Consider the following 24,249-nt stretch of genomic DNA (forward strand, 5'->3'; position numbering starts at 1 on the left):
GCCGGTGTGGTGCCGGTCGCGCCACGGAGGCCGGCCGGTGGCCGCACCCGCGGCCGGGGCACTACATTCCCGCCATGGCGGCCGGGACCTCGGAGGACGGCGCCCGGGAGGTCGCCGCGCGGATGGCCGAGGCGGCCGGGGCCTGGCTGGACTGCCTGGACCCGGGGCAGCAGGAGGTCGCCGTCGGGGCGCAGCCGGCCGACGACGCGACCGACGCCGAGCGGCGCCGCTGGTTCTACACGCCGACCGACCACGGCGGGCTCACCTTCCACGAGCAGCGGCCCGGCCAGCAGCGCGCCGCGATGCGGCTGGTCGCCGCCGGGCTGTCGCCGGCCGGCTACGTCACGGTGGCGACGGTCATCGGCCTGGAGAACGTGCTCGACCGGGTCGAGGGGTTCGTCGCGCGGTTCGACCGGGAGCGCGGCCGGGACCCGGGCCTGTACTACCTGCGCGTGTTCGGCCGGCCGGGGGAGACCGGGATGTGGGGGTGGCGGTTCGGCGGGCACCACGTCTCGCTGAACAACCTGGTGGTGGACGGCGCGGTGGTGGCCACGACGCCCTGCTTCCTCGGCGCCGACCCGGCCACGTCACCGCTGCTCGGCGGCGCGGTGAACCGGCCGCTGGGCCGGGTGGAGGACACCGCGCGCGAGCTGGTCCGCTCGCTGGCCCCCGACCTCGCGGCCCGGGCGGTGCTGCTGCCGACGGCGCCGTCGGACCTGGTCACCGCCAACCGCACGACGGTGCAGCCGGGGAACCGGGTGGTCCCGCTCGCCGGCATCTGGCGGGCGCCGTTCGCCGATCCGGCCGAGTGGGCGAAGCTGCGGGCGACGAGCGACGCCATCGACGAGGCGGTGGCCCACGGCGACCCCGAGCACGCGGCGCTGGAGTACACCGCCGCCCCGCGGGGCCTGCCGGCGGCGGAGCTCGACGGCGACCAGCGCGCGCTGGTGCGGGCGCTGCTGGGCACCTACCTGGACCGCGTGCCCGCGGAGGTGTCGCCGCTGCACCGCTACGACGACGACGCCGCGCTCGACGCCGTCCACTTCGCCTGGGCCGGGCCCACCGCGCCCGGTGAGCCGCACTACTACCGGCTGCAGGGACCGCGGCTGCTGGTCGAGTGGGACAACACGCAGCGGGGCGCCAACCACGCGCACTCGGTGTGGCGCGATCCGACCGCCGACTTCGGCCTCGACGTCCTGGCCCGGCACCGCGCCGCGGCCCACGGCTGACCCGTCGCGGGGCCGGGGTCGGCAGGACTGCCGATCCCGGGGGACCCGCCGGCTGCGCATTTCTGCCGATGCCCGGCGGCCCGTGCGCTCCCTAGCGTCCCGCTCGTCCGAACCAGGACCTCGAGGGAGGGGCAGACATGGACGAGCACCCGCACGTGACCACCGTCAACCGGATGACCGGGGCCGTGCTCGGCGGCGACCGCGGCGCGCTGGAGCCGCTGCTGGCGGAGGACTTCGTCTTCCACTACCGCGGCCCGTACCCCGACCCCGGGGACTACGCCGGCCCGGACGGGTTGACGGCCGTGATCGGAGCGGTCGTCGAGGCGACGCACGGCGACATCGACCTGCAGCAGCGGTTCTGCGTGGCGACCGACGGCTGGGTGTGCGAGTGGGAGCACGCCGTCCTCGGCCGGGCGGGGAACCGCCTGGAGTCGGACAACGCCTTCGTCTACCGGTTCGACCGCGACCGGATCGCGGAGATGTGGATGTTCATCGGGGCGGCCCCGGGCAGCGAGGCCTTCTTCGCCTAGGCCGGGCACCGTCCGCCGCCCCGGGACGCTGGTGCCGCTCCCGGGGCGGCGCGACACTGTGCGCATGCCGCCGCCTGCCGGCTGCACGAGCGGCCCGTTGCCGGACTGGGAGCGCACCTACCGCGAGCTCGCGGCGGGCGCGACCGCCCGCGACGGATCGGCCGGAGATCTGGACCGGCTGGCCACGGCCGCCTACCTCACCGGCCGGGCCGGGGAGGCCTTCGCGCTGTGGGAGCGGGCGCACCGCGCGTGCCTGGCCGCCGGCGACGCCGTCGGGGCCGCTCGGTCCGGGATCCGCCTCGCGGAGTGCCTGGGCTTCCAGGGCGACCTGACCCGGGCCGGCGGGTGGGTCGACCGCGTCCGCCACCTGCTCGACGAGGCGCGGGCCGACTGCGTCGAGCGGGGCTACACCGAGCACGCCACCGCGCTCTGCCGCATCGTCGGCTCCGGCGACGTCGCCGGCGCCCACGAGGGGTTCCTCCGGGCGATGCGGACGGCGGCCCGCTTCGCCGACCGGGAGCTCGCCACCCTGGCCCGGATCGGGGTGGGCCGGTGCCTGATCTACCTCGGGGAGGTGGCCGAGGGGCTGCGCCACCTCGACGAGGCGATGGTCGCGGTCGAGGCCCGCGAGATCCCGGCGGTCGCCGTCGGCGACTCCTACTGCACGGTCATCGACGCCTGCCAGGAGCTGTTCGACGTCCCGCGCGTCGACGCGTGGACGGCGTCGTTCACGCGCTGGTTCCGGTCCCAGCCCGGTCTGGCGACGTACGGCGCGCACCTCGCGCTGCACCGGGCCGAGCTGCTGCTCCTGCGCGGGGCCTGGAGCGCCGCCCTCGACGAGGCCGGACGGGCGGTCCGCGGCCTGTCCGAGCCTGAGAACCAGCTCGTCCTCGGCGGGGCGTACTACGTGCGCGCCGAGCTGCGGCGGCTGCGCGGGGAGTTCCGGGCCGCGGACGACGACTACCGCGCCGCGCACGAGCACGGCTGCGAGCCGCACCCCGGGCTGGCGCTCCTGCGGCTCGCCGAGGGCCGGGGCGATGCCGCCGAGGCCGCCGTCCGCCGCCTGGCGGCGGAGGCCGAGGGGCCGGTCGCGCGCGGGCGGGTGCTCGGCCCGTACGCCGAGATCGTCCTCGCCCGCGGGGACGGCGCCGCCGCGGCCGCGGCGGCCGACCAGCTGGCCGCCGTGGCCCGGCACCTCGGATCGGGCTACCTCGACGCCCTCGCCTCCTCCGCACGCGGCGCCGCGCACGTCGCCGCCGGCGAGGCCCGCGCGGCGCTGCCGCTGCTGCGCCGCGCCGGGCAGCTCTGGGCTGAGCTCCGCGTCCCGTACGAGGGCGCGCGCACCCGGGTCCTGCTGGCCCGGGCCTGCGCGGAGCTGGGGGACCGGGAGACGGCGGACCTCGAGCTCGACGCGGCGGCGGTGACGTTCCGCGAGCTGGGCGCCCGGCCCGAGGAGACCCGGCTCGACCGTGCGCGGCCGCCGGCGGCCGGACCGCTGACCGCCCGGGAGGTCGAGGTGCTGGTCCGGCTCGCCCGCGGGCACACCAACCGGGCCATCGCGCGGGACCTCGTCATCAGCGAGCGGACCGTCGCGACCCACGTGGGCCACATCTTCACCAAGCTCGACCTGCCCTCGCGCGCCGCCGCCACCGCGTACGCGTACGAGCGGGGTCTGGTCGGCGGCCCTCAGCCGCCCCGCAGCTCGAACCACAGCCAGCCGGCCAGCGCGGCCGGCACGGCCACGAAGCCCCCCATCGCGGCGACCGGCGAGATGAGGTCGCCGAGCCACGCGAGCAGCAGCGGCGTGCCGAAGCCGGCGTAGGCGAAGGCGTAGAACGCGCTGTTCACCGCCCCCCGGGTGTGCGGCGGCGCCAGCCGGGCGGTGAGCGTGAGCCCGGCGGTGAGGCAGAGCCCGCCGCCGGCGCCGAGCAGCACGGCCGACGGCAGCAGCCAGGGCTGGGACCGGGCGGCGACGGCCACCACGCCCAGGGCGAGCCCGAGCGCCCCGAGCGCCATCCCCAGCGGGCCGCCGCCGCGCTCCGCCCGCCGGCCGACCCGGGCGGCGACGGCGCTGGAGGCGAGGGCGAGCCCCGCGATCAGCCCGGCGTAGGCGACGCCGACGCCGTCCGGGACGACGAGCAGCGGCAGCAGGGTGGCCGCCAGGGCGGGGAACGCGAACACGCCGAACGCGGTCGGCGCCAGCACCGCCCAGAACGGCCGGCGCGCCTCCGGCGGCAGGCCGAGCGTCATCAGCCGCCCGCGGCGGCGCTCGTGCACGGTCTCGGGCACGGTGACCAGCGCGCCGAGCCCGACCATCAGGACGGCGACGTGCACCAGGTACGGCAGCGTCGTCGGGGCGGGGCCGTACTGCGCGAGCAGCCCGCTCATCGCCGGGGCGACGGCGAAGCCGAGCGAGGTCGACACCGCCCCGCGGGTCGCCGCCGAGCGCTGCCCGTCGGGACCGGCCAGCTCCTGCAGCCATGCGTTGGCCACCGAGAACACGACGCCGGACACCACGCCCTGCAGCAGCCGGCCGGCGTAGAGCAGGGGAAGGTGGTCCACCGCCGGCAGGAAGAGCAGGGACACCAGGCCGGCCAGCCCCGCGAACGGCAGCACGAGCGCGCGCCGGCCGAACCGGTCGGACGCCGCGCCCGACACCGTGAGCGCCGCGATCAGGCCGAGGGCGTAGCAGCCGAAGACCGCGGTGAGGTCGGCCTCCGACAGGCCGAGGGTGCGCCGGTAGACCAGCAGCAGCGGGGTGGGGATGTTGGTGCCGAGGGCCACCGTGAACAGGCCGAAGGTGAGCGCGTCCAGCCGCCGTCGCGCGGGGGGCTGGAGCACGGCGTCGTGCACCCGGCGGACGCTACCGGGACCGGCGGCGTCCCCGCCGCAGACCGGGCCCAGGTGTGTCGAGCCGCGGTCCGGCCGGCGACAGCATGGCGGACGTGCGCCCCGCGCGACCCGGACCCGGCGTCCGGGGGAAGGCGGGGAGCTGGCCGGCTGAGGGCGCCCGGCGCCTCACGGGGCGGTGCGGGAGACCAGGTGGTCGCGGAGCCGCTCGAGGGGTGCGCGCACGAGCCGGGGGAGGCCCGCGGGGGCGGCGACCGCCTGCCCGCTGCCGCGCTCCAGCTCGGCCTGGAGCGCGGCCCGCCGGGCCTCGAGCCGCGCCACGTCGGCCAGCAGGCCGGCGCGGCGGGTGGCGGCGTCCCGGTCGAGGCGGTCCCGCGCGGCCTCGGCCTCGGCGTCGGCCCGCCGGCGCTGCTCGCGTCCGGTCGCGAGCATCTGCACGATCTCGGCCCGCGCGTGCGCCGTTGCCGCGGCGGCGTCCTGCTCGGCCCGCCGGCGGACGCGCTCGGCGCGCTCGACGGCGTGCCGCTCGGCGTGGTCCACCTCCGCGAGCCGCTCCGCCGCCTCGACCCTGGCCACCATGCGCACCCGTTCGGCCTCGTCGACGAGCTGGGCGGCCTCGGCCGCCACCTCCCGGGCCTCCTGCCGCGCCTCCTCGACCAGCCGCTCCGCCTCGGTGCGCGCACCGGCGAGCACCCGCTGCGCCTCGGCGGCGGCCGCCGCCCGGTCGGCCTCGGCGTCGGCGCGCATGGCCTCCGCCTGGTCGGCCGCGGTGGCGAGCACCGTCCCCATCCGCCGGCCGAGGCGCAGGAAGTCGCCGCCGGCGCTGGAGTGGGCCAGGAGCTCCCGGGCCTCCTCGAGGGCGGCCCGGGCGCGGAGGTGTCGGGCCTCCAGGTGCTCGCGCTCGCGGTCGGCGGTGGCCAGCTCCTCCTCGGCCCACCGGACGTAGCTGTCGACCTGGAAGCGGTCGTAGCCGCCGACGGCCCGGCGGAACATCGGCGCGGCGTCGAGGACGGTGGGCAGGTCCCCGGAGACGGCGGGGCGCCCGCGCTCCCCGGTCGCGTCGGCCTGCAGTGCGGCGCTCATGCCCACCTGTCCTTCTCCTGGATCGGTTCCGAGAGGTGGACGCTAGGTCGCCCGGAGCCGGGACGCGGCCCGCTGCGGAGGGCCGGTCACCCGGCGGGGCGACGGCGCTCGCGCGATCCGGGCGCGCCGCCCGGGAGCCGTCTCGCAGAGTGACTCGCCCGGTCGGGTGGTCGTCGCGGAGCGGGCGTGCGGCGGCCCGCGGGGGCGCGCACGCTCCGTCCCATGACGCCCGACGCGACAGCGCCCGCCCCCGGCAGCATGACCGTCCCGCCGCTGTTCGGCTGGGAGCTCCTCCTGGCCGGGTCGGCGCTCGTGGTGCTGCTGGCCGTCGTCGGCCTCGTCGTCCTGGCCGCCGGACGGGACCGCAGCGGCCGGTCGGAGTGGCAGGCCTGGCTCGACGGCCGGTCGGCCCTCCGCCCCGTGGCGGAGGGCGCCTCCCGGCCGGAGTGAACGGCGCCCGGCAGCGGGGAGGAGTGGGGGATCCTGCCCCTGACCGTGTGCACGGCGGTGCTCTCGGCGGAGGCTGACGGCATGGACATCACCACCGTCAACGACCGCCACCTCTACCAGGGCCGGGTCGTCGTCCAGGACCCGGCGGACCCGACCGGGCAGATCGAGCTGCGCGGCCGGGTCCTCCGGTTCGGGCCGTCCGGCTGGCTCACGGTGCTGGCGGGCGTGACCGACGACGCCGAGATCGAGCTCTACCCGACCAGCCGCGTCCTCGCCGTCACGGGTCTCCGCGAGGCCGCGGTGAGCGGCCCCGGGGTCAGCTGAGGCCGCTCGCGCGGGGCCGCGGCGGCCGGGCGTGCATGGGTGCGGTCACCACCGGAGCGGGCGTGTCCGGCGGTCCTGCGCCGTCCGGCACGTCCGGCAGTTGCCCCAGGCGACGATGGCCAGCGGCGTGGTGGGGGAGCCGCACTCGGGGCAGTCGACGGCCTCCTGCGCACGGTCGCGCGCCTCCCTGATCTCGCGGGAGCGCTCCTCGTGGATCGTGTCGTCGCCCCGGCAGGGGCATCCGAGGTGGGCTTCGGCGCAGCGTCCGCTGTGGATGGCGATGGGGTTCCTCTTCCGGGTCGACGCCTGCCCGGTCCCGCGCGGGATCGGGCGGGCGCAGGGGGTCAGGCCTCGCCGCCGAGCTCGCCGTCGTCCAGTTCCTGCTGGCGACGGCGGTCCTCCTCGACGTCGGCGCGCTCCTCGGCCGTGCTCTCGGCCAGCGGGTCGGGCGTCCGCCGCCTCGGGGGAACGGGGACCTGCGGCTCGATGGTCATGGGGCCCTGTTTGTCGGGGTGGCCGGCTCGCGGGCGGGTTCAGTGCTTCTCGTCGGCTGCCGTCCGCTGCACCGCGGACCCGCTGTCGTCCTCGGCCTTGCGCTCGGGGCGCTTCTCCTTGATGGACGTGCCGGACTTCTTCGACATCGACTGCCGTGGGGACTTGTCGGCCACCGCCTGCTCCCTCGTCGGGAGCCTGAGCGGCTCCGTGCCCGGACGCTACGCCCCCGCGGCGCCTCCCGGGAGTACCCGCCCCCGGCACCCCCGGAGGCGTGGCCTGAGGGGGGTACCGGGGGCGGGTCGAGGAACGGCCGGGGGAGGGGACTCGCGGTCTCGGAGCCGGTCAGCGGGCGACGAAGGCCGTGAGCGCCTGCCGCTGGTGCTCGTCGTCGGGACCGTCGAGGTAGCGGTCGCTGCGGTCGCGGGCGTCGTGGCGGCGCTTCTCCGTCAGGTACCGACGGCGACGGCGGTCGGCCATCCACTTCTCCCACAGGGTCGGGACCCGCGAGTCGCGGAACTCGGTGGGGACGGGGCGCGCGGCCGGGCGGATCGTCGTGTCCGGGAAGGTGGTGATCGTCACGGTGTGCTCCTGGGTCAGGGGGGCTTCTCGACGCCAGGGACGCTAGGAACGCCACCTCCCGCGGACCTTCCACCGCGACCGGCGCCCCGGGAAGGAGCGCGGAAGGTCGCCCGGCTCAGTCCGGCCAGTCGGCCGCGGAGAGGCCGTCGGCGTGACCGGCCGGCCACTGGACCAGCTCGATCCGGTTGCCGTCCGGGTCGGTGACCCACGCCGTCCGGATCTCGTCGGGGTCCGCGGGCGGGCCGGGTGCCTCGGCGTCGATGCCGTGCGCGGTGAGCCGGGCGAGGGCCCGGTCCATCGACCCGACCATCACGACGAGGTGGCTGAGGGCGCCGGGTCCGGGGTCCGCCCCCCGCTCCCCGGGCCGGTGCACCAGCTCGAGGGTGACGAACTCGTCGCCGGGGAGCTTGAGCATGGTCAGGTGCCCGAGCGGGGTGTCGGGGACCTCGCCGACCACCTCGTAGCCGATGCCCGTGTAGAAGGCGAGCGACCGGTCGCGGTCGGCCACGCGGAGGCCGACGTGCAGGGTCCGCATGGGGTTCCTCCCAGGAGTCGTGCCCGGCGGCGGCCGGGGACGCGGCCTGTCAGGCGATGTCGCGGCCCACCTCGCGCTCGTCCAGGTAGCTGCCGGAGGGGGGCCTGCACGGGGGTGGCCGCCGCCAGGGTGGCGCCGCCCCGGTCGGGGCTCTCGCCGCCGGTGCCGAACATGGCGTGCAGCAGCCCGGTGGAGACGATCCCGGGGTGCAGGCTGAGGGCGGTCTGCCGCACCCGGCCGGCCAGCCGGGCGGTGTGCGTGACGACGGCGAGCTTGGACTGCGCGTACGCCGTCACCGGCGTGTAGGGACGGCGGTCGAAGGTGAGGTCGGCCAGGTCCAGCGTGGCGGTCTCGTGCGTCGCCGAGGCCACGTTCACGATCCGGCCGCCGGCCGGGACCAGCGGGAGGAGCAGGTCGGTGAGCAGCGCCCCGGCCAGGTGGTTGATCCCGAAGGTGCGCTCGACGCCCCACGGCCCGATCGTGCACCGGTCCGCACCCGGGATGCCCGCGTTGTCGACCAGCACGTGGACCACGCCCGTCAGCTCGCGGATGCGGGCGGCCAGCGCCGGGACGGCGTTCCCAGCGGCGAAGTCGGCGGGGACGTGGTGGACGACCGTGCCGGGGGCCGCCTCCCGGCGGACGGTGTCCAGCCGGGACGCGACGGCGTCCGGCGGCTCGGGACCCTGCAGGACCAGCGTGCCCGGGCGGCGGGCCGGCAGCCGGGCGGCGGCCAGCCCGATGCCGCCCGTCGCCCCGGTGAGCACGATCGTCGCCACCGCACACCTCCGCGGGCATGCTCCCGGCTGACCGCGCCCGGGGCCAGGGGGCGCGGCGCCGGGTCGGACGGCAGCCGGGACCCGGCCCGCCGACACGGGGGAAGCGCGCCGGCGGACCACCTGCACAGGTCAGAAGGGCGGCTCCTCGTCGCCGGCGCCGACCGTCGCCGCGGCCCAGGGGTCGGGGGAGGAGGCGCGGCCGGCCGCGGCGCGACCGTCGCCGTTCCCGCCGGCGGACCCGCCGGCGAACCCGTCGCCGTACCCGTTCCCGGAGCGGGTGGCCTTGGCGATCGTGGCCGTCGCGTAGCGCAGCGACGGGCCGATCTCGTCGACCTCCAGCTCGATCACGGTGCGCTTCTCGCCCTCCTTCGTCTCGAAGGAGCGCTGCTTGAGGCGGCCCTGCGCCATCACCCGCGAGCCCTTCGTCAGCGACTCGGCGACGTTCTCGGCCGCCTGCCGCCACACGCTGCAGCGCAGGAAGACGGGCTCGCCGTCCTTCCACTCCTGGGTCTGGCGGTCGAGGGTGCGCGGGGTCGAGGCGATGGTGAACGTGGCGACCGCCGCGCCCGAGGGGGTCCAGCGCAGCTCGGGCTCGCTGGTCAGGTTGCCGATGATGGTGAGAACAGTGTCGCCGGCCATGATCCGGTCCTCCGTGTCGTATCGGTGCATCGCTCAGGTGAGCGTCCGGAGGTTATGCGGACGTGCCGACAGTTCCGGGCGCGCGGAGCTGTCCCCGGGGCGTGGAACCATCGGCGGCGGGATTCCGGGAGCAGGGGGACGGCGGTGGCGCAGACGCGGACGGGGGCGGTCCTCGAGGCCACCCTGGAGCGGATCACGTTCGCCAACGACCGGACCGGCTACACCGTGGCCCGCGTGGACACCGGGCGGGGCGGCGACCTGGTCACCGTCGTGGGCTCGCTGCTCGGTGCCCAGCCGGGGGAGACCCTGCGCCTGCACGGGCGGTGGGGTGCCCACCCCCAGTACGGCCGGCAGTTCCTGGTCGAGGACTACACCACGGTGCTGCCGGCGACCGTGCAGGGCATCCGCCGCTACCTGGGTTCGGGGCTGGTCAAGGGGATCGGCCCGCGGCTGGCCGAACGGATCGTGGCGCACTTCGGGACCGATGCGCTGCGGGTCATCGAGGAGCAGCCGGAGCGGCTGGCCGAGGTGCCCAACCTCGGGCCGAAGCGAACCCGGCTGATCACCGCGGCCTGGGAGGAGCAGAAGGCCGTCAAGGAGGTGATGGTCTTCCTCCAGGGGATGGGCGTCTCCACCTCGCTGGCCGTCCGCATCTACAAGCAGTACGGCGACGCCTCGATCGGCGTCGTCCGCACGCAGCCCTACCGCCTGGCCACCGAGGTGTGGGGCATCGGCTTCAAGACCGCCGACACCATCGCCGCCGCGGTCGGGATCCCGCACGACAGCACCGAGCGGGTCGAGGCCGGGCTGCAGTTCGTGCTCTCCGAGGCCACCGGGCAGGGGCACTGCTTCCTGCCCGAGACCGACCTGACGGCCCGGGCGGTCGAGATGCTGCAGGTGCCGGCCGACCTGGTGCGGCACTGCCTCGTCCTGCTGGTCGCCGACCAGGGGCTCATCCGCGAGGAGCTCCCCGCCGCCGGGGACGACCCCCCGACGGTGGCGTACTACCTCGTCCCCTTCCACCGCGCGGAGGTCTCGCTCGCCGCGGGCCTGCGCAGCCTGTCGGCCGCCGACGACGACCGCCTGGCGGTCTTCGGCGGGGTGGACTGGGACGCCGCCCTCGCCTGGCTGCACCGGACCACCGGGGCGGAGCTGGCCCCCGGGCAGCGGGAGGCCGTGCGCCTGGCGCTGACCGAGAAGGTCGCCGTCCTCACCGGTGGGCCCGGCTGCGGCAAGAGCTTCACCGTCCGCTCGATCGTCACCCTCGCCGCCGCGAAGGGCGCCCGGGTCCTCCTCGCCGCCCCCACCGGCCGGGCGGCCAAGCGGCTGACCGAGCTCACCGGGGTCGAGGCGGTGACCGTGCACCGGCTGCTGGAGCTGCGGCCGGGCGGGACCGCCGCCTACGACCGGGACCGGCCGCTGCAGGCCGACCTGGTCGTGGTCGACGAGTCGTCGATGCTCGACCTGCTGCTGGCCAACAAGCTGGTGCGCGCCGTGCCGCCGGGGGCGCACCTGCTGCTCGTCGGCGACGTCGACCAGCTGCCCTCGGTCGGCGCCGGCCAGGTCCTGGGGGACCTGCTCGCCACCGGCACGCCCGTGCCGCACGTGCGCCTGACCCAGGTCTTCCGGCAGGCCAGCCGGTCGGGCGTGGTGACCAACGCGCACCGGATCAACGCGGGCAGCCCGCCCCAGGTCCGCGGGCTCGACGACTTCTTCCTCTTCCCCACGGAGGACGCCGAGGAGGCCGCGCGGACCGCCGTCGACGTCGTCGTCCGCCGGATCCCGGCCCGGTTCGGCCTCGACCCGCGCCGCGACGTCCAGGTGCTCACCCCCGTGCACCGCGGCCCGGCCGGCGCCGCGGCGCTCAACGAGCTGCTGCAGGAAGCGCTCACCCCCGCCCGGCCCGACCGCGCCGAGAAGCGCTTCGGCGGGCGGGTGTTCCGCGTCGGCGACAAGGTCAGCCAGATCCGCAACGACTACGACAAGGGCGCGAACGGCGTCTTCAACGGCACCCAGGGCGTCGTCACCGCGATCGACCCCGTGGCGCAGACCCTCACCGTCGTCACCGACGAGGACGAGGCCGTCGAGTACGACTTCGCCGAGCTCGACGAGCTGGTGCACGCCTACGCCGTCACCGTCCACCGCTCGCAGGGCAGCGAGTACCCGTGCGTCGTCGTCCCCCTGACCACGAGCGCCTGGATGATGCTGCAGCGCAACCTGCTCTACACCGCCGTGACGCGGGCCAAGCAGCTCGTCGTCCTCGTCGGCTCGTCCCGGGCGCTGGCCCAGGCCGTGCGCGCCACCGGCTCCGGACGCCGGTGCACCGGGCTGGCCCACCGGCTGCGCGGCCGGCCGCTGCCCGCGCCCGATTACGCCGACGGCGAACTCCGACACGCCGGTTAGGACGTCCCGACCTGGGGTTTCCCGCCGCCACGCTCGACGTGCTTGCGGATGTCACCCGTTTGTGTCAGACCCCGCTCGTAGTTTCCGGGTCGACATCTTCCCCGTGTCGGCAAGGAGTTCACGATGGCCATCTCCGGCCTCCCCACCCGCAAGCCCACCGGCCGCGTGCCGTGGCCCTGCATCCTCCTCGAAGGCGAGGAGAAGGCTGGTAAGAGCTGGGCGCTCGCCCAGCTCAGCACCAGCGACCGGATCGGGACGCTCTACTGGATCGACCTGAACGAGGGCGCCGGCGACGAGTACGGCGCCATCCCCGGCGCCAGCTACGAGCTCGTCGAGCACGACGGCTCGTACGCCCAGGTGCTGGCCGCCGTGCAGGCGGTCAAGGCCGAGGCGCGCCGGGCCGCCGACGCCGGCGAGCCGCCCGTCGTGCTCGGCATCGACACCGGCTCGGCGATCTGGGACGGCCTCAAGGACTGGGCGAGCGCCCGGGCCGCGAAGTCGGCCCGCAACCGCGAGCTGCTCAAGCGCGACCCGAACGCCGAGATCGTCATCAGCCAGAACCTGTGGAACGACGCCGGCTCCCGCTGGCGCAAGCTGCAGACCGAGCTGCTGACCTTCCCGGGCATCGTCGTGGTGACCGCCCGCGGCAAGGAGGTCACCGAGGTCGACGCCAACGGCCGCCCCATCGAGGGGCAGAAGACCTGGTCGGTGCAGACCCACCGCGAGTTCCCGTACGCCGCCAGCGTGTGGGTGCGGCTGCGCCGCGGGCGCCGCCCGCTGATCGTCGGCGCCCGGAGCGTCCACGTCGGCATCAAGCCGAACGACGACCCGGCCAAGGAGGTCACCGACAAGGCGGCGAACGGCCGGCTGCTCGAGTGGCTGGTCTTCGACGCCCTCAAGTGCGACCCCGGCACCGCTCACGTCCGCGACCTCGTCGCCTTCCACGGCGGCGGGCTGCTCGAGCACGAGCGCGAGGAGGAGGCCCGGACCGCCCGGGCGACCCGGCGCACCGAGCCCGACGTCGCCGACCTTGTCGCGCGCATCCAGGACGCCGAGGACGACGACGACCTGCGCGAGGTGTGGGGCGAGGCCAACCGCGCCGCGCTGCTGCAGACCGACGTCCCCACCCCGAGCGGCTCCTACACCGTCGCCGAGCTGATCCAGGCGCGGCACGAGGAGTTCCTCGAGGCGGCCGTGGAGGCGCACCCCGCCGGTCGTCGCCGGGCCCCGGCCACGCCGCCGGCGCCCACGACGCCCGCCGCGGTGGTCGAGGCCGCCCGGGCCGCCTCGGCGGCCGCCGCGCCGCGCCCCGAGGCGCCGGCCGCGCCGGCGAACCCGCTGCTAGAGGCCTCGCCGACGCCCGACGACCCGCGCGAGCGCCGGCTCACCGCCGCCCGCAAGGGCGTGCTCGCCAGCCTGGAGACCCTGGGCGTGACCGACGAGCAGATCGCCGAGCGGTTCGGCCGGCCGGCCGAGCACGTGGCCACCAAGCGGCTGACCGCGCTCGTCCGCGAGGTCATCGCCACCCAGCGGTCCGGCGTGTCGGTGGGGCAGCAGGAGATCTCGGCGTGACGGCGGTCCTCCCGGCCCGCCCCAGCGCCGCCGAGCGGCGGGCCGCCCCGAGCCTGGCGGCGGCGGTCCGCGACCTCGACCGCCGCCGGGCCCGCTCCCGGCAGCGGATGATCGGCGCCTCCGAGCTCGGCGAGTGCCGACGCCGGGCGGCCTACCGGGTCGCCCGGCGCCGGCCGACCAACACCCGCACGGGGCTGCAGGCCTTCCTCGGCACCGAGCTGCACCGCGGGGTGCTGCGGGCCCTGCGTCGCCAGTACGGGGGGCTGACCGAGGTCGGACTGAAGGGCGAGCAGGTCAAGGGCCGCTGCGACTGGCTGCACGAACCGGTCGTGGAGGACCTGAAGACCACGTCCCGGTTCGGCTTCGAGCGGGTGCTCACCCGCGGCGTGCCGGCCAAGCACTGGTTCCAGGTCGCCGTCTACGCGTGGCTGCTGCGCACCGGGCAGACCGCCGACCGGCGGCTGCCGCCCGGCACCGGGCAGGACGTCGACGGGCTGCGCATCCGCTACCTCTCCCGCGACTCGGGCGAGGACGTCGTCTTCGAGTCCGACCACGACCCGGCGCTGACCGCCGAGGCCCTGATGTGGCTCACCGACGTCTACGCCGCGGTGGAGGACGAGGGCGTCGACGCCGTCCCCCGCGACGGGTTCGGGCCGGGGGTGGACACCATGTGCGACTGGTGCCCGTTCCTGGACGCGTGCTGGGGCCCGCCCGTGGACGCCGAGACCGAGGGCGACGTGTCCCGCCAGTCCCGGCTGACGGTGACCGACGAGGACTACGTCTCGGCCGTGCACGACTACGACGCCTGGCGGGCGGCGGAGAACGAGGCCAAGCGGCACAAGGAGTACGCCCGCGAACGGCTGCGCGGCCGGTCCGGGCCGGCCGACGACCTGTACTGCGAGTGGTCCGGCGGCGGTCTGCGCACGCAGGTCGACAAGGACGCCGCGGTCGAGCGGCTCGCCGAGCTCGGCGAGGTCGTCCCCACCCGGCGGGTCCGCAGCCCGCAGACCATCCGGGTCACGCGCAACGGCACCGGGCGGGAGGCGGTCGCGTGAGCACCGTCGCGACCAGCCACCTGGCCGGCGGCGAGTCGGTCCTGACCAGCGACGTCGTCGGCACCGACTTCGGCCTCCCCCTGGTCCGGCCGAGCAAGGGCGGGCACGGCGGCCGGGTGCGGGTGGTGCGGGCGCGCTGCCGGACCTCCGGAGGAGTCGTCGTGTGGTTCACCGACGGCACCAAGACCCCACCGCTGCACGGCCGCACGAGCTGGCTAGTCGCCGAGCCGGGCGACGAGGGGCCGGCCCCGGCCCGCGGCGTGGCGTGACGCGGCCGGCCGGTCGACCTCCGCGGGGTCAGTACGCCCGGCGGCGCACCTGGTCCTGGTGCTCGGCGACCGCCCGGAGATCCTCGACCGTCGCCTGGGCCTCCACGTCCAGCCCGTCGAAGGTCTCCTCGACCAGCTCCAGCCGCTCCCACCAGGCGCGCACCGCATCGGGATCGGCCAGGTCCGCCGGCTCCAGGGCCAGCAGCCCCCGGATCGACACGTCGGTCTCCTGCAGCACCCCCGAGTCGTCGTGGGGGGAGCGGGCCCGCGCCGCCCAGAAGACCTCGGCCCACAGCGCGGCGACGCCCTGGCTGCCGGCCGGCGGCACCTGCACCGGGAACGCCCGCCGCCGGGCGCGGGCGACGGCGACCAGCCGCAGGGCCAGCAGCCGGCGCATCGGCCGCAGGAAATCGGGCGCCAGGGCGACGCGGGCGGGCGCCGACGGGGCGGCGACCATGCGCTCGCACGCGGCGGCCACCTGCCGCGCGGCCCGCTCCGTGCGCTCCCACAGCTCGTAGGGCGTCAGCTCGGCGAGACCGCTGGGCGGATCCTCCGCGTCGAACCCGTCGCTCACGCTGCGGAACGCTAGAGCCTGCTGCCGACAGGTCCCGGACGCCTCGCCGTGCGCCGTCGTCCGCCGCGACCCGGCGCGGGACCCTACGGTGCGGCGCCATGGCGCACCGATCGACGCTTCCCGCGGTTGCCGCGACCCAGCTGGCCGCCCAGCTGGTCGGCCACGGGATCGCCCTGCGGCGACGCCTGCCCTTCGACGTCCCGTTCATGACCGGCAGCCCGGAGCACCTGGTCCGCGACTGGCTCTGGTTCGGCACCGCCTACAGCGGGCCGCCCTACCTGCTCGGCCCGCAGCTGTGGGCCGTCGCCCGGCTCCTGCGCGGCCCGGACGACCGCGCGCGCTGGGTGCTGCGCTGGATCGGCACCGGCCTGACGGTGGGCTACCTGAGCGAGCGGATGCCCCGCCTCCGGGTCCGTCCGGTCGGTCTCGACCCGCTCGAGACACCCGTGGTGGCGGCGGGGTGGGGCTGCGCCCTGGCGATGGCCGTGCTCGCCCGCCGCTGAACCCGTCCCCGGGCCGCGACCTCCGGTCAGGTCCAGTGCCGTCCCGCGCCCGCCGTGCACGCTCATCTCTGGCTCTGCACGCGCTGCAGCTCAGTTGATGCAGGTGAAACGCGTGCGTTGCGGTTCTCCGCCCCTGCCCGCCGCCCCCGGAAGCGGCGATCACCCGGGAGGTGACATCCGCGCGGGGCCGGTCAGACCGCGCGGCCCAGGACCGCCGCGGAGTCGGTGAGGAAGGCCTCCAGCGTCCGCGCCGGCCGGCCGGTCACGCGCTGGACCGCGTCGGTGACGACGGCGAAGCTGCCGCTCCGCACCCGCTCGAACGTCAGCACGGAGAGCTCCCGATCGAAGCCGTCGGTGGCGGCCACGGCGTCCTCGATCGACACCTCCCGGTGCACCACCGGGTACCCCAGGGCGCGGGAGAGCAGCTCGGCGGTGCGCGGCAGCGAGAGCGACTCCGGCCCGGTCAGCTCGTGCACCTGGCCGGCGTGCCCCTCGTCGAGCAGCGCCCGCTCGGCCACCGCGGCGATGTCCCGGGCGTCGATCCAGGCCACGCTCGCACCCCCGCCGGGGAAGGCCAGCTCCCCGGTCCCGACGAGCTGGTCCAGGTGGAAGCGGGGGTCGGTGAACACCTGCATGAACCAGCTCGGCCGCAGGATCGTCCAGCTGCGGGCACCGGCGCGGACGGCGTGCTCGGCGCGGGGCGCCCACCCGGCGGGTCCGACGTCGTCGGCGTTGCGCTCGGACAGCAGGACGACGTGGGTCCCGTCCGGCGTCCGGTCCAGCAGCGCGCCGATGAGCTCGGGTGCGTCCGCGCGGTCGGGCCGGACCACGTAGACCGCGTCGACGCCCTCGGTCGCCGCCGGCCATCCCGACGGGTCGTCCCACGAGAACGCGACCGGCCGCACGCCGTCGAGCGCGACCGTGGCCGGACCGCTGCTGCCGCCGAGCACCTCGACGCCCGGCCGGGCGACGAGCCGCTCCGCCAGGGGGACCCCGGTCGTGCCGCGGACCCCGGTCACCAGGACGCGGGTCATGCCGGCTCCTCCCTGCGCGGACGCGGTCCATCGAACACGACGCCCGCCGACCTGCTCGAACTCCGCTGGGCTACGCTGGGCGGGCAACGGGGGCCGGGAATGATCCCCCCGCGCACGTGTTGACACGGGTAGAACGTCCACGGGCCCGACCGCGGTCGCTGGCGAGGACCTCGCCGGCCGCGACCGCCGGCCCGTCGCGGGGTCACCGGCGCCCGTGGGACGACTGCCAGGCCCGGGCGGTGACCCCGCCGGGGACCGGCCGGCGATCGGCGCACGTGCCGGACGCCGGCGTCGTCGCCGGTGTCGACGACGACCGTGCGGCATGCCGCCGCAGCGCCCCGTCCGGGGCGCGCGAAGGAGGATCTGTGGCTCGACCAGGCCAGCGCCGGACCGGCGCTCGCCGCTCCGCCCCGCGGAACGACAGACGACCCCGCCACCAGGGCGACGTCGTGTCCGTGCTCGCGCGCACCGTCCGCGAGGTCGAGGCGGCCGCCCAGCGCGGCCGCGTGACGCCCGCCGTGCGGGCGAAGTTCCAGGCCGTCGCGCTCGTGCTGCGGGAGGAGCGGGCCCGCGCCCGCTCGGAGGCGGCCGGCAGCGACAGCAAGCGGGCCGAGCTGCTCAAGCGCCTCGACGGCATCGCGACCATCCTCGCGACCACCGCCGTCCGGGACGCCGGGCTGCTGGCGCTGCTCGCCGACGACGCCGTGGTCTCCGACGCGGCACGAGCGGTCCGTCGCGAGCTGCTCGAGGCCGGCGGCGTCGAGCCCGCTCCCGAGGAGGTCCCGCCGCCGGAGACCCGGCCGGCGCCGGCCGCGCCCGAGCGGCGCGTCGTGCCGCAGTCGGTGATCTCCCGGCAGCTGGCCAACCCCTTCCTGGCGCCCGACTTCTCCGCCGCGCCGCAGCGCACGGCCCCGCCGCGCCGGCTGGCCGGCTGGGAGCTGCTCGGGCCCCTCCTGAGCTCGTTCGAGCGCGCCGGCAGCGGCGCCTCGGCGTGCATGGCGCTCCCTGCGCCGTCCTCGCTGCGCGTGCCGGAGGGGCTGGAGATGATGCCGCACCAGGCGCGCCTGGTCGCCGCCGCGGCCGCCGGCCACCGGACCTTCCTGCTCGCCGACGAGCCCGGCCTGGGCAAGACGGCGCAGGCGCTGCTCGCCGCGGAGGCGGCGAACGCCTACCCGCTGCTCGTCGTGGTGCCGAACGTCGTCAAGACGAACTGGGCGCGCGAGGCCGGCCGCTGGACGCCGCACCGCCCGGCCACCGTCGTCCAGGGCGACGGGGACACCGTGGACGGGTTCGCCGACATCGTCGTCGTCAACTACGAGGTGCTCGACCGCCACGTGGGCTGGCTGGGCGGCTTCGGCTTCCGCGGGATGGTCGTCGACGAGGCGCACTTCATCAAGAACAAGACGTCGCAGCGCTCGCAGCACGTGCTGCAGCTGTCGGAGAGCATCCGGTCGCGCACCGCGCGGCCGCTGCTGATGGCCCTCACCGGGACCCCGCTGATCAACGACATCGACGACTTCCGGGCGATCTGGCAGTTCCTCGGCTGGATCGACGACAGCGGCCCGCGCGGCGAGCTGCTGGACGCCCTCGAGGCGACCGGCCTGACGCCGGCCGACCCGGGTTTCTACCCGGCCGCCCGGCAGAGCGTGATCGACCGCGGCATCGTCCGCCGGCGCAAGGTCGACGTCGCCGCCGACATCCCCGCCCGCCGCATCGCCGACCTGCCCGTGGAGCTCGACGGCGCGGCCGGCCGGTCGATCCGGGCGGCCGAGCGCGACCTGGTCCGCCGGATGGTGGCCCAGTACGAGACCGCCCTGGCGGCCCGCTCCTCCGGCGTGGTCGGGGGCATCGACCGCGACCTCGTGCGCCGGGTCGCCCGCTCCGAGCTCAAGGACGCGGCCACGGGGACCGGCGAGAACGTGTTCGGCATGATGCGGCGGATCGGCCGGGCGAAGGCCGGTCTGGCGGCCGACTACGCCGCCCAGCTGGCCCGCAGCGCCGGCAAGGTGGTCTTCTTCGCCAAGCACGTCGACGTGATGGACGCCGCCGAGGAGACCTTCACCCGGCAGGGCGTGCGGTACTCGTCGATCCGCGGCGACCAGACCCCGACGGTGCGGCAGAAGAACATCGACGCCTTCGTGGACGACCCGGACGTCGCCGTCGCCGTCTGCTCGCTCACCGCGGCCGGCGTGGGGCTGAACCTGCAGGTCGCCTCGAACATCGTCCTCGCCGAGCTGTCCTGGACCGACGCGGAGCAGACCCAGGCCATCGACCGCAGCCACCGGATCGGGCAGACCGAGCCGGTCACCGCGTGGCGCATCATCGCCGCGCAGACCCTCGACTCCCGGATCGCCGAGCTGATCGACAGCAAGGCGGGGCTGGCGGCGCGCGCCCTGGACGGGTCCGACCAGGAGGTCTCCTCGTCGGCCGACGTGCAGCTCGAGGCCCTCGTGGCGCTGCTCACCGACGCGCTGGAGGCGGTGGACGACTCGCCCGAGTCGCTGGCCGGCTGACCCGGCCGGCGATCGGCAGGAGTCAGAGCTCCCAGTCCACCCCGGGCGCCGGGTCGTACCGGCACGAGGTGCCGGTCAGCACGGAGCGGTCGAGGTGCGCCCCGAGCTCGGGCAGCACCGTGTCGATCCGGTGGATCGCCTCCCGCAGCCGGGACGTCACGGTCTTGCGGGCCCGCTCGGTGGTGCCCGAGCCGAGCGAGCGGCTGCGGCCCGCCAGGCCCGCCGCCCGCCGCAGCTCGCCGACGAGCGCGGTCCGCTCCTCGTCGAGGCGCTGGAGTCGTCCGAGGTCGCCGTCGTCCCGCGCGGCGGCCTCGTCGGCGTCGAGCTCCTGCAGGCGCCGGCGGTACGCCGCCCGCGCGGCGGCGTCGAGCAGCGAGCCGGAGTCCCGTTCGACGAGCCCGGCGCCCGCCAGCTCCAGCACGTGGACGTCGGTCCCCGCCCGGGTGAGCAGCGTGTGCAGGTCGGCCAGCCCCTTGGAGTCGCGCAGATGGGCCGAGGCCGAGCCGAACCGGATCCGCCACACCTCGCCGTCCCGGCGGAGCTCCGCGGCCGTGCCGGTCGCGGCGGGTACCGGCTCGCCGTCGAGCTGGTCCGGCAGACCAGCGGTCACCCGCTGCAGGCCGAGCTCCGCGGCCAGCCGGGCCGCGTGCTCGGCGTGACCGGGAACACCGAGCGCGGCGAGCCGGAGGTGGCTCTCGGCCTCCCAGACGGGAGCGCCGATCCGGCGATGCACGGCCAGGGACTCCTGCAGCCAGCCGACGGCCTCGTCCGTCCTGCCCAGCGCGCCGGCCACGATGCCCGCCCACAGCGCGTTGCTGCCCATGTAGCAGACCAGGGACCCGCCCATGCCGCCGGTGCCGGTGAACGGTCGCAGGTCGTCGAGGAGCTGGGCGCACAGGGCGCGATCGCCCAGGCGGACCGCGGCGGCCGCCATCCCGCCCATGAACAACGACCACAGGTAGGACCGGTCCTCGCGCCAGCTGCCGGACGCGAGGACCGTGTCCAGGGAGCGCCGGGCCGCCTCGACGTCGTCCGGCTCGTCGGCCAGCGCGAGCAGCCCGGCGGCGACGGCGTGCGCGTGCAGCGGGACCCCGACCCAGCAGCGGACCGCCTCCTCGGCGACGGCGCGCAGGAGCTTCGGCTCGCCCCGGGCCCAGGCCAGCGCCAGGCGCTGCCCGGTGCGGACGTTGACGGTGTCGGGCTCCGAGATCTGCTCGCCCAGCTCGCCCGCGCGGTCGATGAGCTCCTCCGCCTCGTCGAGCCGGCCGTCGAGGAGCGCGAGCGCTGCCCGGCGGGTCAGGACCATGTAGTCGTGGCGGGGCTGCCCGAAGCCGCCGGCGAGCGCGAGGTACTGGGTCACGGTCGCCCGGTACGCCGGGGAGCCGTCCTCGAGCTGGGCGGTCGCGAGCAGGAGCAGCCCCTCGGCCCGGCGCTCCTCGTCGCCCATGCGCTGCGCCAGCGCGACGATCTCGGCGGCCACCCCGATCCGCTCGCGGGCTCGGCCGGGGGTCCACAGGACGTCGTGGCGGGCGAGCAGGCAGGCAGCGAGCGTGGCGTCGTCGTCGTGCTGCCGGGCCAGGGCCAGCGCCCGCTCCGACAGGGGGCGGGCCCGCGCCCGGTCCCGGGGGACGGAGTGGGTCAGCTCACGGGCCAGACCGGCGGTGACCTGCGCCTCGACGAGGGTGCCCGTGCCGGCCAGCGCCTCGCGGGCCGTCTCGAGCAGCTCGGCGACGGCGTCGTGCGGCATGGAGAACCGGCTGCCGAGCTGCTGCACCCCCAGCGCGACCTGCCCGAGCCGCGCCCCGTCGTGCAGGGTGGTGGCCCGGCGCGCGGCGTCGTCCAGCAGGGCGTGTGCGGCGGGCGGGTCACCACTGCGGGCCCGGGCGTCGGCCTCCTCCACCAGCAGGTCGACCAGCGCTCCGCCGGCGTCGACGTCCCCGGTGTCCTCGATCGCGCGTCGCGCCCGGGCGAGGTGGGCGGCCGCCTCGGCGAAGCCGAGCCGGGCCCGCTCCGCGGCCGCGGCGGAACGCGCCCAGCGGATCGCCCGGTCGGCGCCGTCGAGCGGCACCGCCGCCGCGCAGTGGCGGGCCAGGTCCGCCGGCTCCACAGCGCCGCCGCGTTCGTGGCGGTGCTCGAGGGCGCGGGCGACCGCCCGGTGCAGCGCCAGGCGTCGCTGGACGGGCAGCTGCAGGTAGAGCGCCTCGCGGAAGAGGTCGTGCGCCAGGGACGTCCGCTCGCCGTCCGGGCCCGCCACCAGGACGCCGGCGCGCAGGCCCTCGGCGATCAGCGCCGCGACACGGGGCGGATCGGCGTCGCACACCTCGGCCAGCACGTCCGGCTTCAGCTCGTTGCCGGCCACCGCGGCGGCCCGCACCAGCTCCTGGCAGCCGGGGGAGAGCCGCTCGACGCGTCGGACGGCGAGGTCGTGCGCCGCCGCCGGCACCGACCCCGCCGTCCCCGCCGGGTCGGCCAGCGCCTCGGCGAGGTGGCGCGCGAGGAACGGGTGGCCGTCCGTGCGCCGGTGCACCTCGGCCGCCCACCTCGCGGCCGCGTCGCCCCCCACGGTCCCCGACACCAGCTCGAACACCTCGTCCGGTGACAGGCCGCGCAGCTGCACGACCTCCCCCCGGACGGCGATCGTGGCCAGCGCGCGTTCGGCGTCGGCGCTGAGCTCGTCCTGCCGGTAGGCCCCCACGACCAGCAGCGGGGCCGGCCGCGGGGAGCGGGTGACGTGCTCGAGCAGCTGGAGCGACGACTCGTCGGCCCACTGCAGGTCGTCGAGGACCAGGAGCAGCGGACGTCGGCGGGCCAGCCGTTCCAGGAAGCGGGCGACGGCGTCGAAGAGCCGCAGCCGCGCGGCCTCGGTGTCCAGCGGCAGGTCGTCGTCCGGGCCCGGGTCGTCGGCGAGCCGGGGGAGGAGCCGCGCCAGCTCGGGGGTGTCGGTCCGCGTCAGCTCCGCGGCCTCGGCGGCGTCCACGGCGGCGAGGACACCGCGCAACGCCGAGCTCCACGGCCAGAACGCCGGCCGCTGCTCCGCGTGGACGCAGGTGCCCCAGGCGACGAGCAGCCCGCTGCGCTCGGCCGCGACCCTGGCCAGCGCGGTCTTGCCCATCCCGGCCTCGCCGCTGACGAGGACGAGTTGCGCGTAACCCCCCACCGCGTCCTCGGCGGCCGCGAGCAGCCGGGACAGGGCCCGAGCCCGGCCGACGAACAGCACCCCCGGATTCTCCCGACGACGGCGGGGTCCGGACAGCACCTGCGCCACGGCGGCCGGTGCAGGTGCTGCCCGTCTCCCAGCGGCCGCCGGGCCGATCCCAGCGCCTGGGCAGCAGAGCCGTTTCCGGCATGCGCCCCGATCCACCGCTCCTCGTCCGGGGAGCGAGCGCCAGACAGGAGGCCCACCCATGGTCCGAGCACCCACACCAGTCCGCCGGGGCGGCGTGATCGCGGTCGTCGCCGCGCTGCTCAGCACCCTCCCGGCGGCAGCGGCCCAGTCGGCCGCGCGCCCTCGTGCCGGGGACCCCGAGGTGGTGCTCGCCTGGAACGCCATCGCCTTCCGGACGATCAGTGCCGAGGGGCAGAAGCCGCCGCCGGTCGCGCAGCTCTACCTGGCCTTCGTCTCCACGGCCGTCCACAACGCCGTCGTCACGATCGAGGGGGGCGGGGAAGCGACGCTCCGCCAGCCCCGTGCGCGCAGCGGCGCGTCGTCGACCGTCGCCGCGGCGACGGCAGCGCACGACGTCCTGGTGGAGTACTTCCCCGCGTCCGAGGCCGCCCTGGACGCCGAGCACAACGCGTGGCTCGCCGAGGAGACCGACGGTGTCGAGCGGGAACGGGGCCTGCGCGTGGGGCACGACGCGGCGGACGCCCTCATCGCGTCGCGCGTCGCCGACGGCCGGGACGCGCGGGTCGCGCTGGAGCGGCTGCCGGTGCCGCCTCCGGGCAGGTGGGCGCCGACGGCCAGCGGCGAGTTCGCCGCCCCGTGGCTGGCGTTCACCCGGCCGGTGCTCGTCAGCTCGGTCACGCGGTTCACCCGCAGCGGCCCGGATGCGCTGACCAGCGCCGCGTACGCCGCGGACTTCGAGGAGGTCCGGACGATGGGCGCAGCGACGGGTTCCGGGCGATCGGCCGACCAGACCGACCTGGCGCTGTTCTTCAGCGACAACCCGGTGCGCCAGTACCAGGACGCGATGCGGGACCTCGCCACGCGGCGCCGCCTCGACATCGTGGACGCGGCCCGCATGTTCGCCGCGGTCAACGACGCAGGCGCCGACGCGCTGGTCGCCTGCTGGCGGGAGAAGTACGACCACGACTACTGGCGTCCGGAGACGGCGATCCACCGTGCCGACGCCGACGGCAACCCGGCGACCACCGCCGATCCCGCGTGGACGCCGTTCCGCACGACCCCGCCCTATCCGGACTACGCGAGCGGTCACGCCTGCCTGAGCGCGGCCACCGCCCACGCGCTGGACGGGATGTTCGGACGGGTGGACGTGACGCTCGCGTCCACGGTGCCCGGGCTGGCCCTGACGAGCCGGCACTACGCCTCGGCGAAGGCGTGGCTGGACGACGTGACCGATGCCCGCATCTGGCTCGGGTTCCACTTCCGGGACGCGATGGACGACGGCCGGCGCATCGGCCGCGGGGTGGCCGAGGAGGTCGTCGACCGGTTGGGCGAGACCGGCTGAACCACGTCGGGGGGGGGGGGGGGGGGGGGGGGGGGCCGCGCCCCCCCCCCCCCCCGCCGGGGGGGGGCTCCGCGTGGGGGGGCGGGTGGGGGGCCGCGGGGGGACCCCCGCCCCCGCCTCCCCGGGGGGGGGCGCGGCCCGGCGCGCC

22 protein-coding genes and 1 pseudogene are annotated in these 24,249 nt (G+C 76.7%); 12 read left to right on the top strand and 11 right to left on the bottom strand.

All coding sequences use genetic code 11. The features are described from left to right. The first annotated feature begins 74 nt into the window (after positions 1-74). The 3 genes from ACI797_RS11115 (at position 75) to ACI797_RS11125 (ending at position 3,581) form a co-directional block, all read left to right on the top strand. The gene (locus tag ACI797_RS11115; RefSeq protein WP_456858660.1) at positions 75-1,229 is read left to right on the top strand and encodes a DUF3500 domain-containing protein; all 1,155 of its coding nucleotides are present in this window, start codon (positions 75-77) and stop codon (positions 1,227-1,229) included. A 137-nt stretch (positions 1,230-1,366) separates the two neighbouring features. Further along, the gene (locus ACI797_RS11120; protein ID WP_456858661.1) at positions 1,367-1,759 is read left to right on the top strand and encodes a nuclear transport factor 2 family protein; all 393 of its coding nucleotides are present in this window, start codon (positions 1,367-1,369) and stop codon (positions 1,757-1,759) included. 64 nt (positions 1,760-1,823) lie between these two features. Then, positions 1,824-3,581, top strand: a complete 1,758-nt coding sequence (locus tag ACI797_RS11125) for a LuxR C-terminal-related transcriptional regulator (RefSeq protein WP_456858662.1) — start codon at positions 1,824-1,826, stop codon at positions 3,579-3,581. Between the two features lie 50 nt (positions 3,582-3,631). Here ACI797_RS11125 and ACI797_RS11130 read toward each other — a convergent pair. Beyond that, a pseudogene (locus tag ACI797_RS11130) lies at positions 3,632-4,612 on the bottom strand (MFS transporter); the annotation flags it as partial. A gap of 165 nt (positions 4,613-4,777) precedes the next feature. After that, the gene (locus tag ACI797_RS11135; protein WP_456858663.1) at positions 4,778-5,692 is read right to left on the bottom strand and encodes a hypothetical protein; all 915 of its coding nucleotides are present in this window, start codon (positions 5,690-5,692) and stop codon (positions 4,778-4,780) included. Positions 5,693-5,914: 222 nt separating this feature from the next. Here ACI797_RS11135 and ACI797_RS11140 point away from each other — a divergent pair, with 222 nt between their 5' ends. Both ACI797_RS11140 and ACI797_RS11145 read left to right on the top strand, forming a co-directional pair. After that, entirely contained in the window at positions 5,915-6,142 is a 228-nt protein-coding gene (locus ACI797_RS11140; RefSeq protein ID WP_456858664.1) for a hypothetical protein, read from the top strand. An 81-nt stretch (positions 6,143-6,223) separates the two neighbouring features. Beyond that, on the top strand, positions 6,224-6,466 hold the full coding sequence (locus tag ACI797_RS11145; RefSeq protein ID WP_456858665.1) for a hypothetical protein: 243 nt from the start codon (positions 6,224-6,226) through the stop codon (positions 6,464-6,466). Between the two features lie 344 nt (positions 6,467-6,810). Here ACI797_RS11145 and ACI797_RS11150 read toward each other — a convergent pair whose 3' ends face one another. From ACI797_RS11150 to ACI797_RS11175, 6 genes are all read right to left on the bottom strand, one after another. Next, entirely contained in the window at positions 6,811-6,960 is a 150-nt protein-coding gene (locus ACI797_RS11150; protein ID WP_456858666.1) for a hypothetical protein, read from the bottom strand. A 39-nt stretch (positions 6,961-6,999) separates the two neighbouring features. After that, a complete protein-coding gene (locus ACI797_RS11155) occupies positions 7,000-7,134 on the bottom strand; it encodes a hypothetical protein (protein WP_456858667.1) in 135 nt (44 codons plus the stop codon). Between the two features lie 169 nt (positions 7,135-7,303). Further along, positions 7,304-7,540, bottom strand: a complete 237-nt coding sequence (locus ACI797_RS11160) for a hypothetical protein (protein WP_456858668.1) — start codon at positions 7,538-7,540, stop codon at positions 7,304-7,306. 115 nt (positions 7,541-7,655) lie between these two features. Further along, positions 7,656-8,048 (bottom strand): VOC family protein, encoded by a 393-nt coding sequence (locus ACI797_RS11165; RefSeq protein ID WP_456858669.1) that lies wholly within the window; start codon positions 8,046-8,048, stop codon positions 7,656-7,658. Next, positions 7,958-8,851, bottom strand: coding sequence for an SDR family NAD(P)-dependent oxidoreductase (locus ACI797_RS11170; RefSeq protein ID WP_456858670.1), 894 nt, complete (start codon positions 8,849-8,851; stop codon positions 7,958-7,960). Before ACI797_RS11170 ends, ACI797_RS11165 begins: the two co-directional genes overlap by 91 nt. Positions 8,852-8,980: 129 nt before the next feature. Next, on the bottom strand, positions 8,981-9,520 hold the full coding sequence (locus ACI797_RS11175; RefSeq protein WP_456858671.1) for a single-stranded DNA-binding protein: 540 nt from the start codon (positions 9,518-9,520) through the stop codon (positions 8,981-8,983). 114 nt (positions 9,521-9,634) lie between these two features. On the opposite strand from ACI797_RS11175, the gene recD2 reads away from it, so the two are divergent. From recD2 to ACI797_RS11195, 4 genes are all read left to right on the top strand, one after another. Then, entirely contained in the window at positions 9,635-11,893 is a 2,259-nt protein-coding gene (recD2, locus tag ACI797_RS11180; RefSeq protein WP_456858672.1) for an SF1B family DNA helicase RecD2, read from the top strand. Positions 11,894-12,016: 123 nt separating this feature from the next. Next, positions 12,017-13,465, top strand: a complete 1,449-nt coding sequence (locus ACI797_RS11185) for a hypothetical protein (RefSeq protein WP_456858673.1) — start codon at positions 12,017-12,019, stop codon at positions 13,463-13,465. After that, positions 13,462-14,520 carry a PD-(D/E)XK nuclease family protein gene (locus ACI797_RS11190; protein WP_456542345.1) on the top strand — a complete coding sequence of 353 codons (1,059 nt, stop codon included), beginning with the start codon at positions 13,462-13,464 and terminating at the stop codon, positions 14,518-14,520. The genes ACI797_RS11185 and ACI797_RS11190 overlap by 4 nt, the downstream gene beginning before the upstream one ends. Beyond that, a complete protein-coding gene (locus ACI797_RS11195) occupies positions 14,517-14,789 on the top strand; it encodes a hypothetical protein (protein ID WP_456858674.1) in 273 nt (90 codons plus the stop codon). Before ACI797_RS11190 ends, ACI797_RS11195 begins: the two co-directional genes overlap by 4 nt. A gap of 28 nt (positions 14,790-14,817) precedes the next feature. Here the strand turns inward: ACI797_RS11195 and ACI797_RS11200 are convergent, their stop codons facing one another. Further along, positions 14,818-15,363: a hypothetical protein gene (locus ACI797_RS11200; RefSeq protein ID WP_456858675.1), complete on the bottom strand. Its 546-nt coding sequence runs from the start codon at positions 15,361-15,363 to the stop codon at positions 14,818-14,820. A 98-nt stretch (positions 15,364-15,461) separates the two neighbouring features. Here ACI797_RS11200 and ACI797_RS11205 point away from each other — a divergent pair, with 98 nt between their 5' ends. Continuing rightward, positions 15,462-15,866 carry a hypothetical protein gene (locus ACI797_RS11205; protein ID WP_456858676.1) on the top strand — a complete coding sequence of 135 codons (405 nt, stop codon included), beginning with the start codon at positions 15,462-15,464 and terminating at the stop codon, positions 15,864-15,866. 191 nt (positions 15,867-16,057) lie between these two features. On the opposite strand, the gene ACI797_RS11210 is transcribed toward ACI797_RS11205, so the two are convergent. Then, a complete protein-coding gene (locus ACI797_RS11210; RefSeq protein WP_456858677.1) occupies positions 16,058-16,900 on the bottom strand; it encodes a nucleoside-diphosphate sugar epimerase in 843 nt (280 codons plus the stop codon). Positions 16,901-17,349: 449 nt separating this feature from the next. Between ACI797_RS11210 and ACI797_RS11215 the strand changes: the two genes are divergently transcribed. Continuing rightward, positions 17,350-19,413, top strand: coding sequence for a DEAD/DEAH box helicase (locus ACI797_RS11215; protein WP_456858678.1), 2,064 nt, complete (start codon positions 17,350-17,352; stop codon positions 19,411-19,413). 22 nt (positions 19,414-19,435) lie between these two features. On the opposite strand, the gene ACI797_RS11220 is transcribed toward ACI797_RS11215, so the two are convergent. Further along, positions 19,436-22,630, bottom strand: a complete 3,195-nt coding sequence (locus tag ACI797_RS11220; RefSeq protein ID WP_456858679.1) for an ATP-binding protein — start codon at positions 22,628-22,630, stop codon at positions 19,436-19,438. A 187-nt stretch (positions 22,631-22,817) separates the two neighbouring features. Here ACI797_RS11220 and ACI797_RS11225 point away from each other — a divergent pair, with 187 nt between their 5' ends. Further along, positions 22,818-24,101: a vanadium-dependent haloperoxidase gene (locus ACI797_RS11225; protein ID WP_456858680.1), complete on the top strand. Its 1,284-nt coding sequence runs from the start codon at positions 22,818-22,820 to the stop codon at positions 24,099-24,101. Positions 24,102-24,249 lie beyond the last annotated feature (148 nt).

The organism is Geodermatophilus sp. SYSU D00691, from assembly GCF_054050275.1.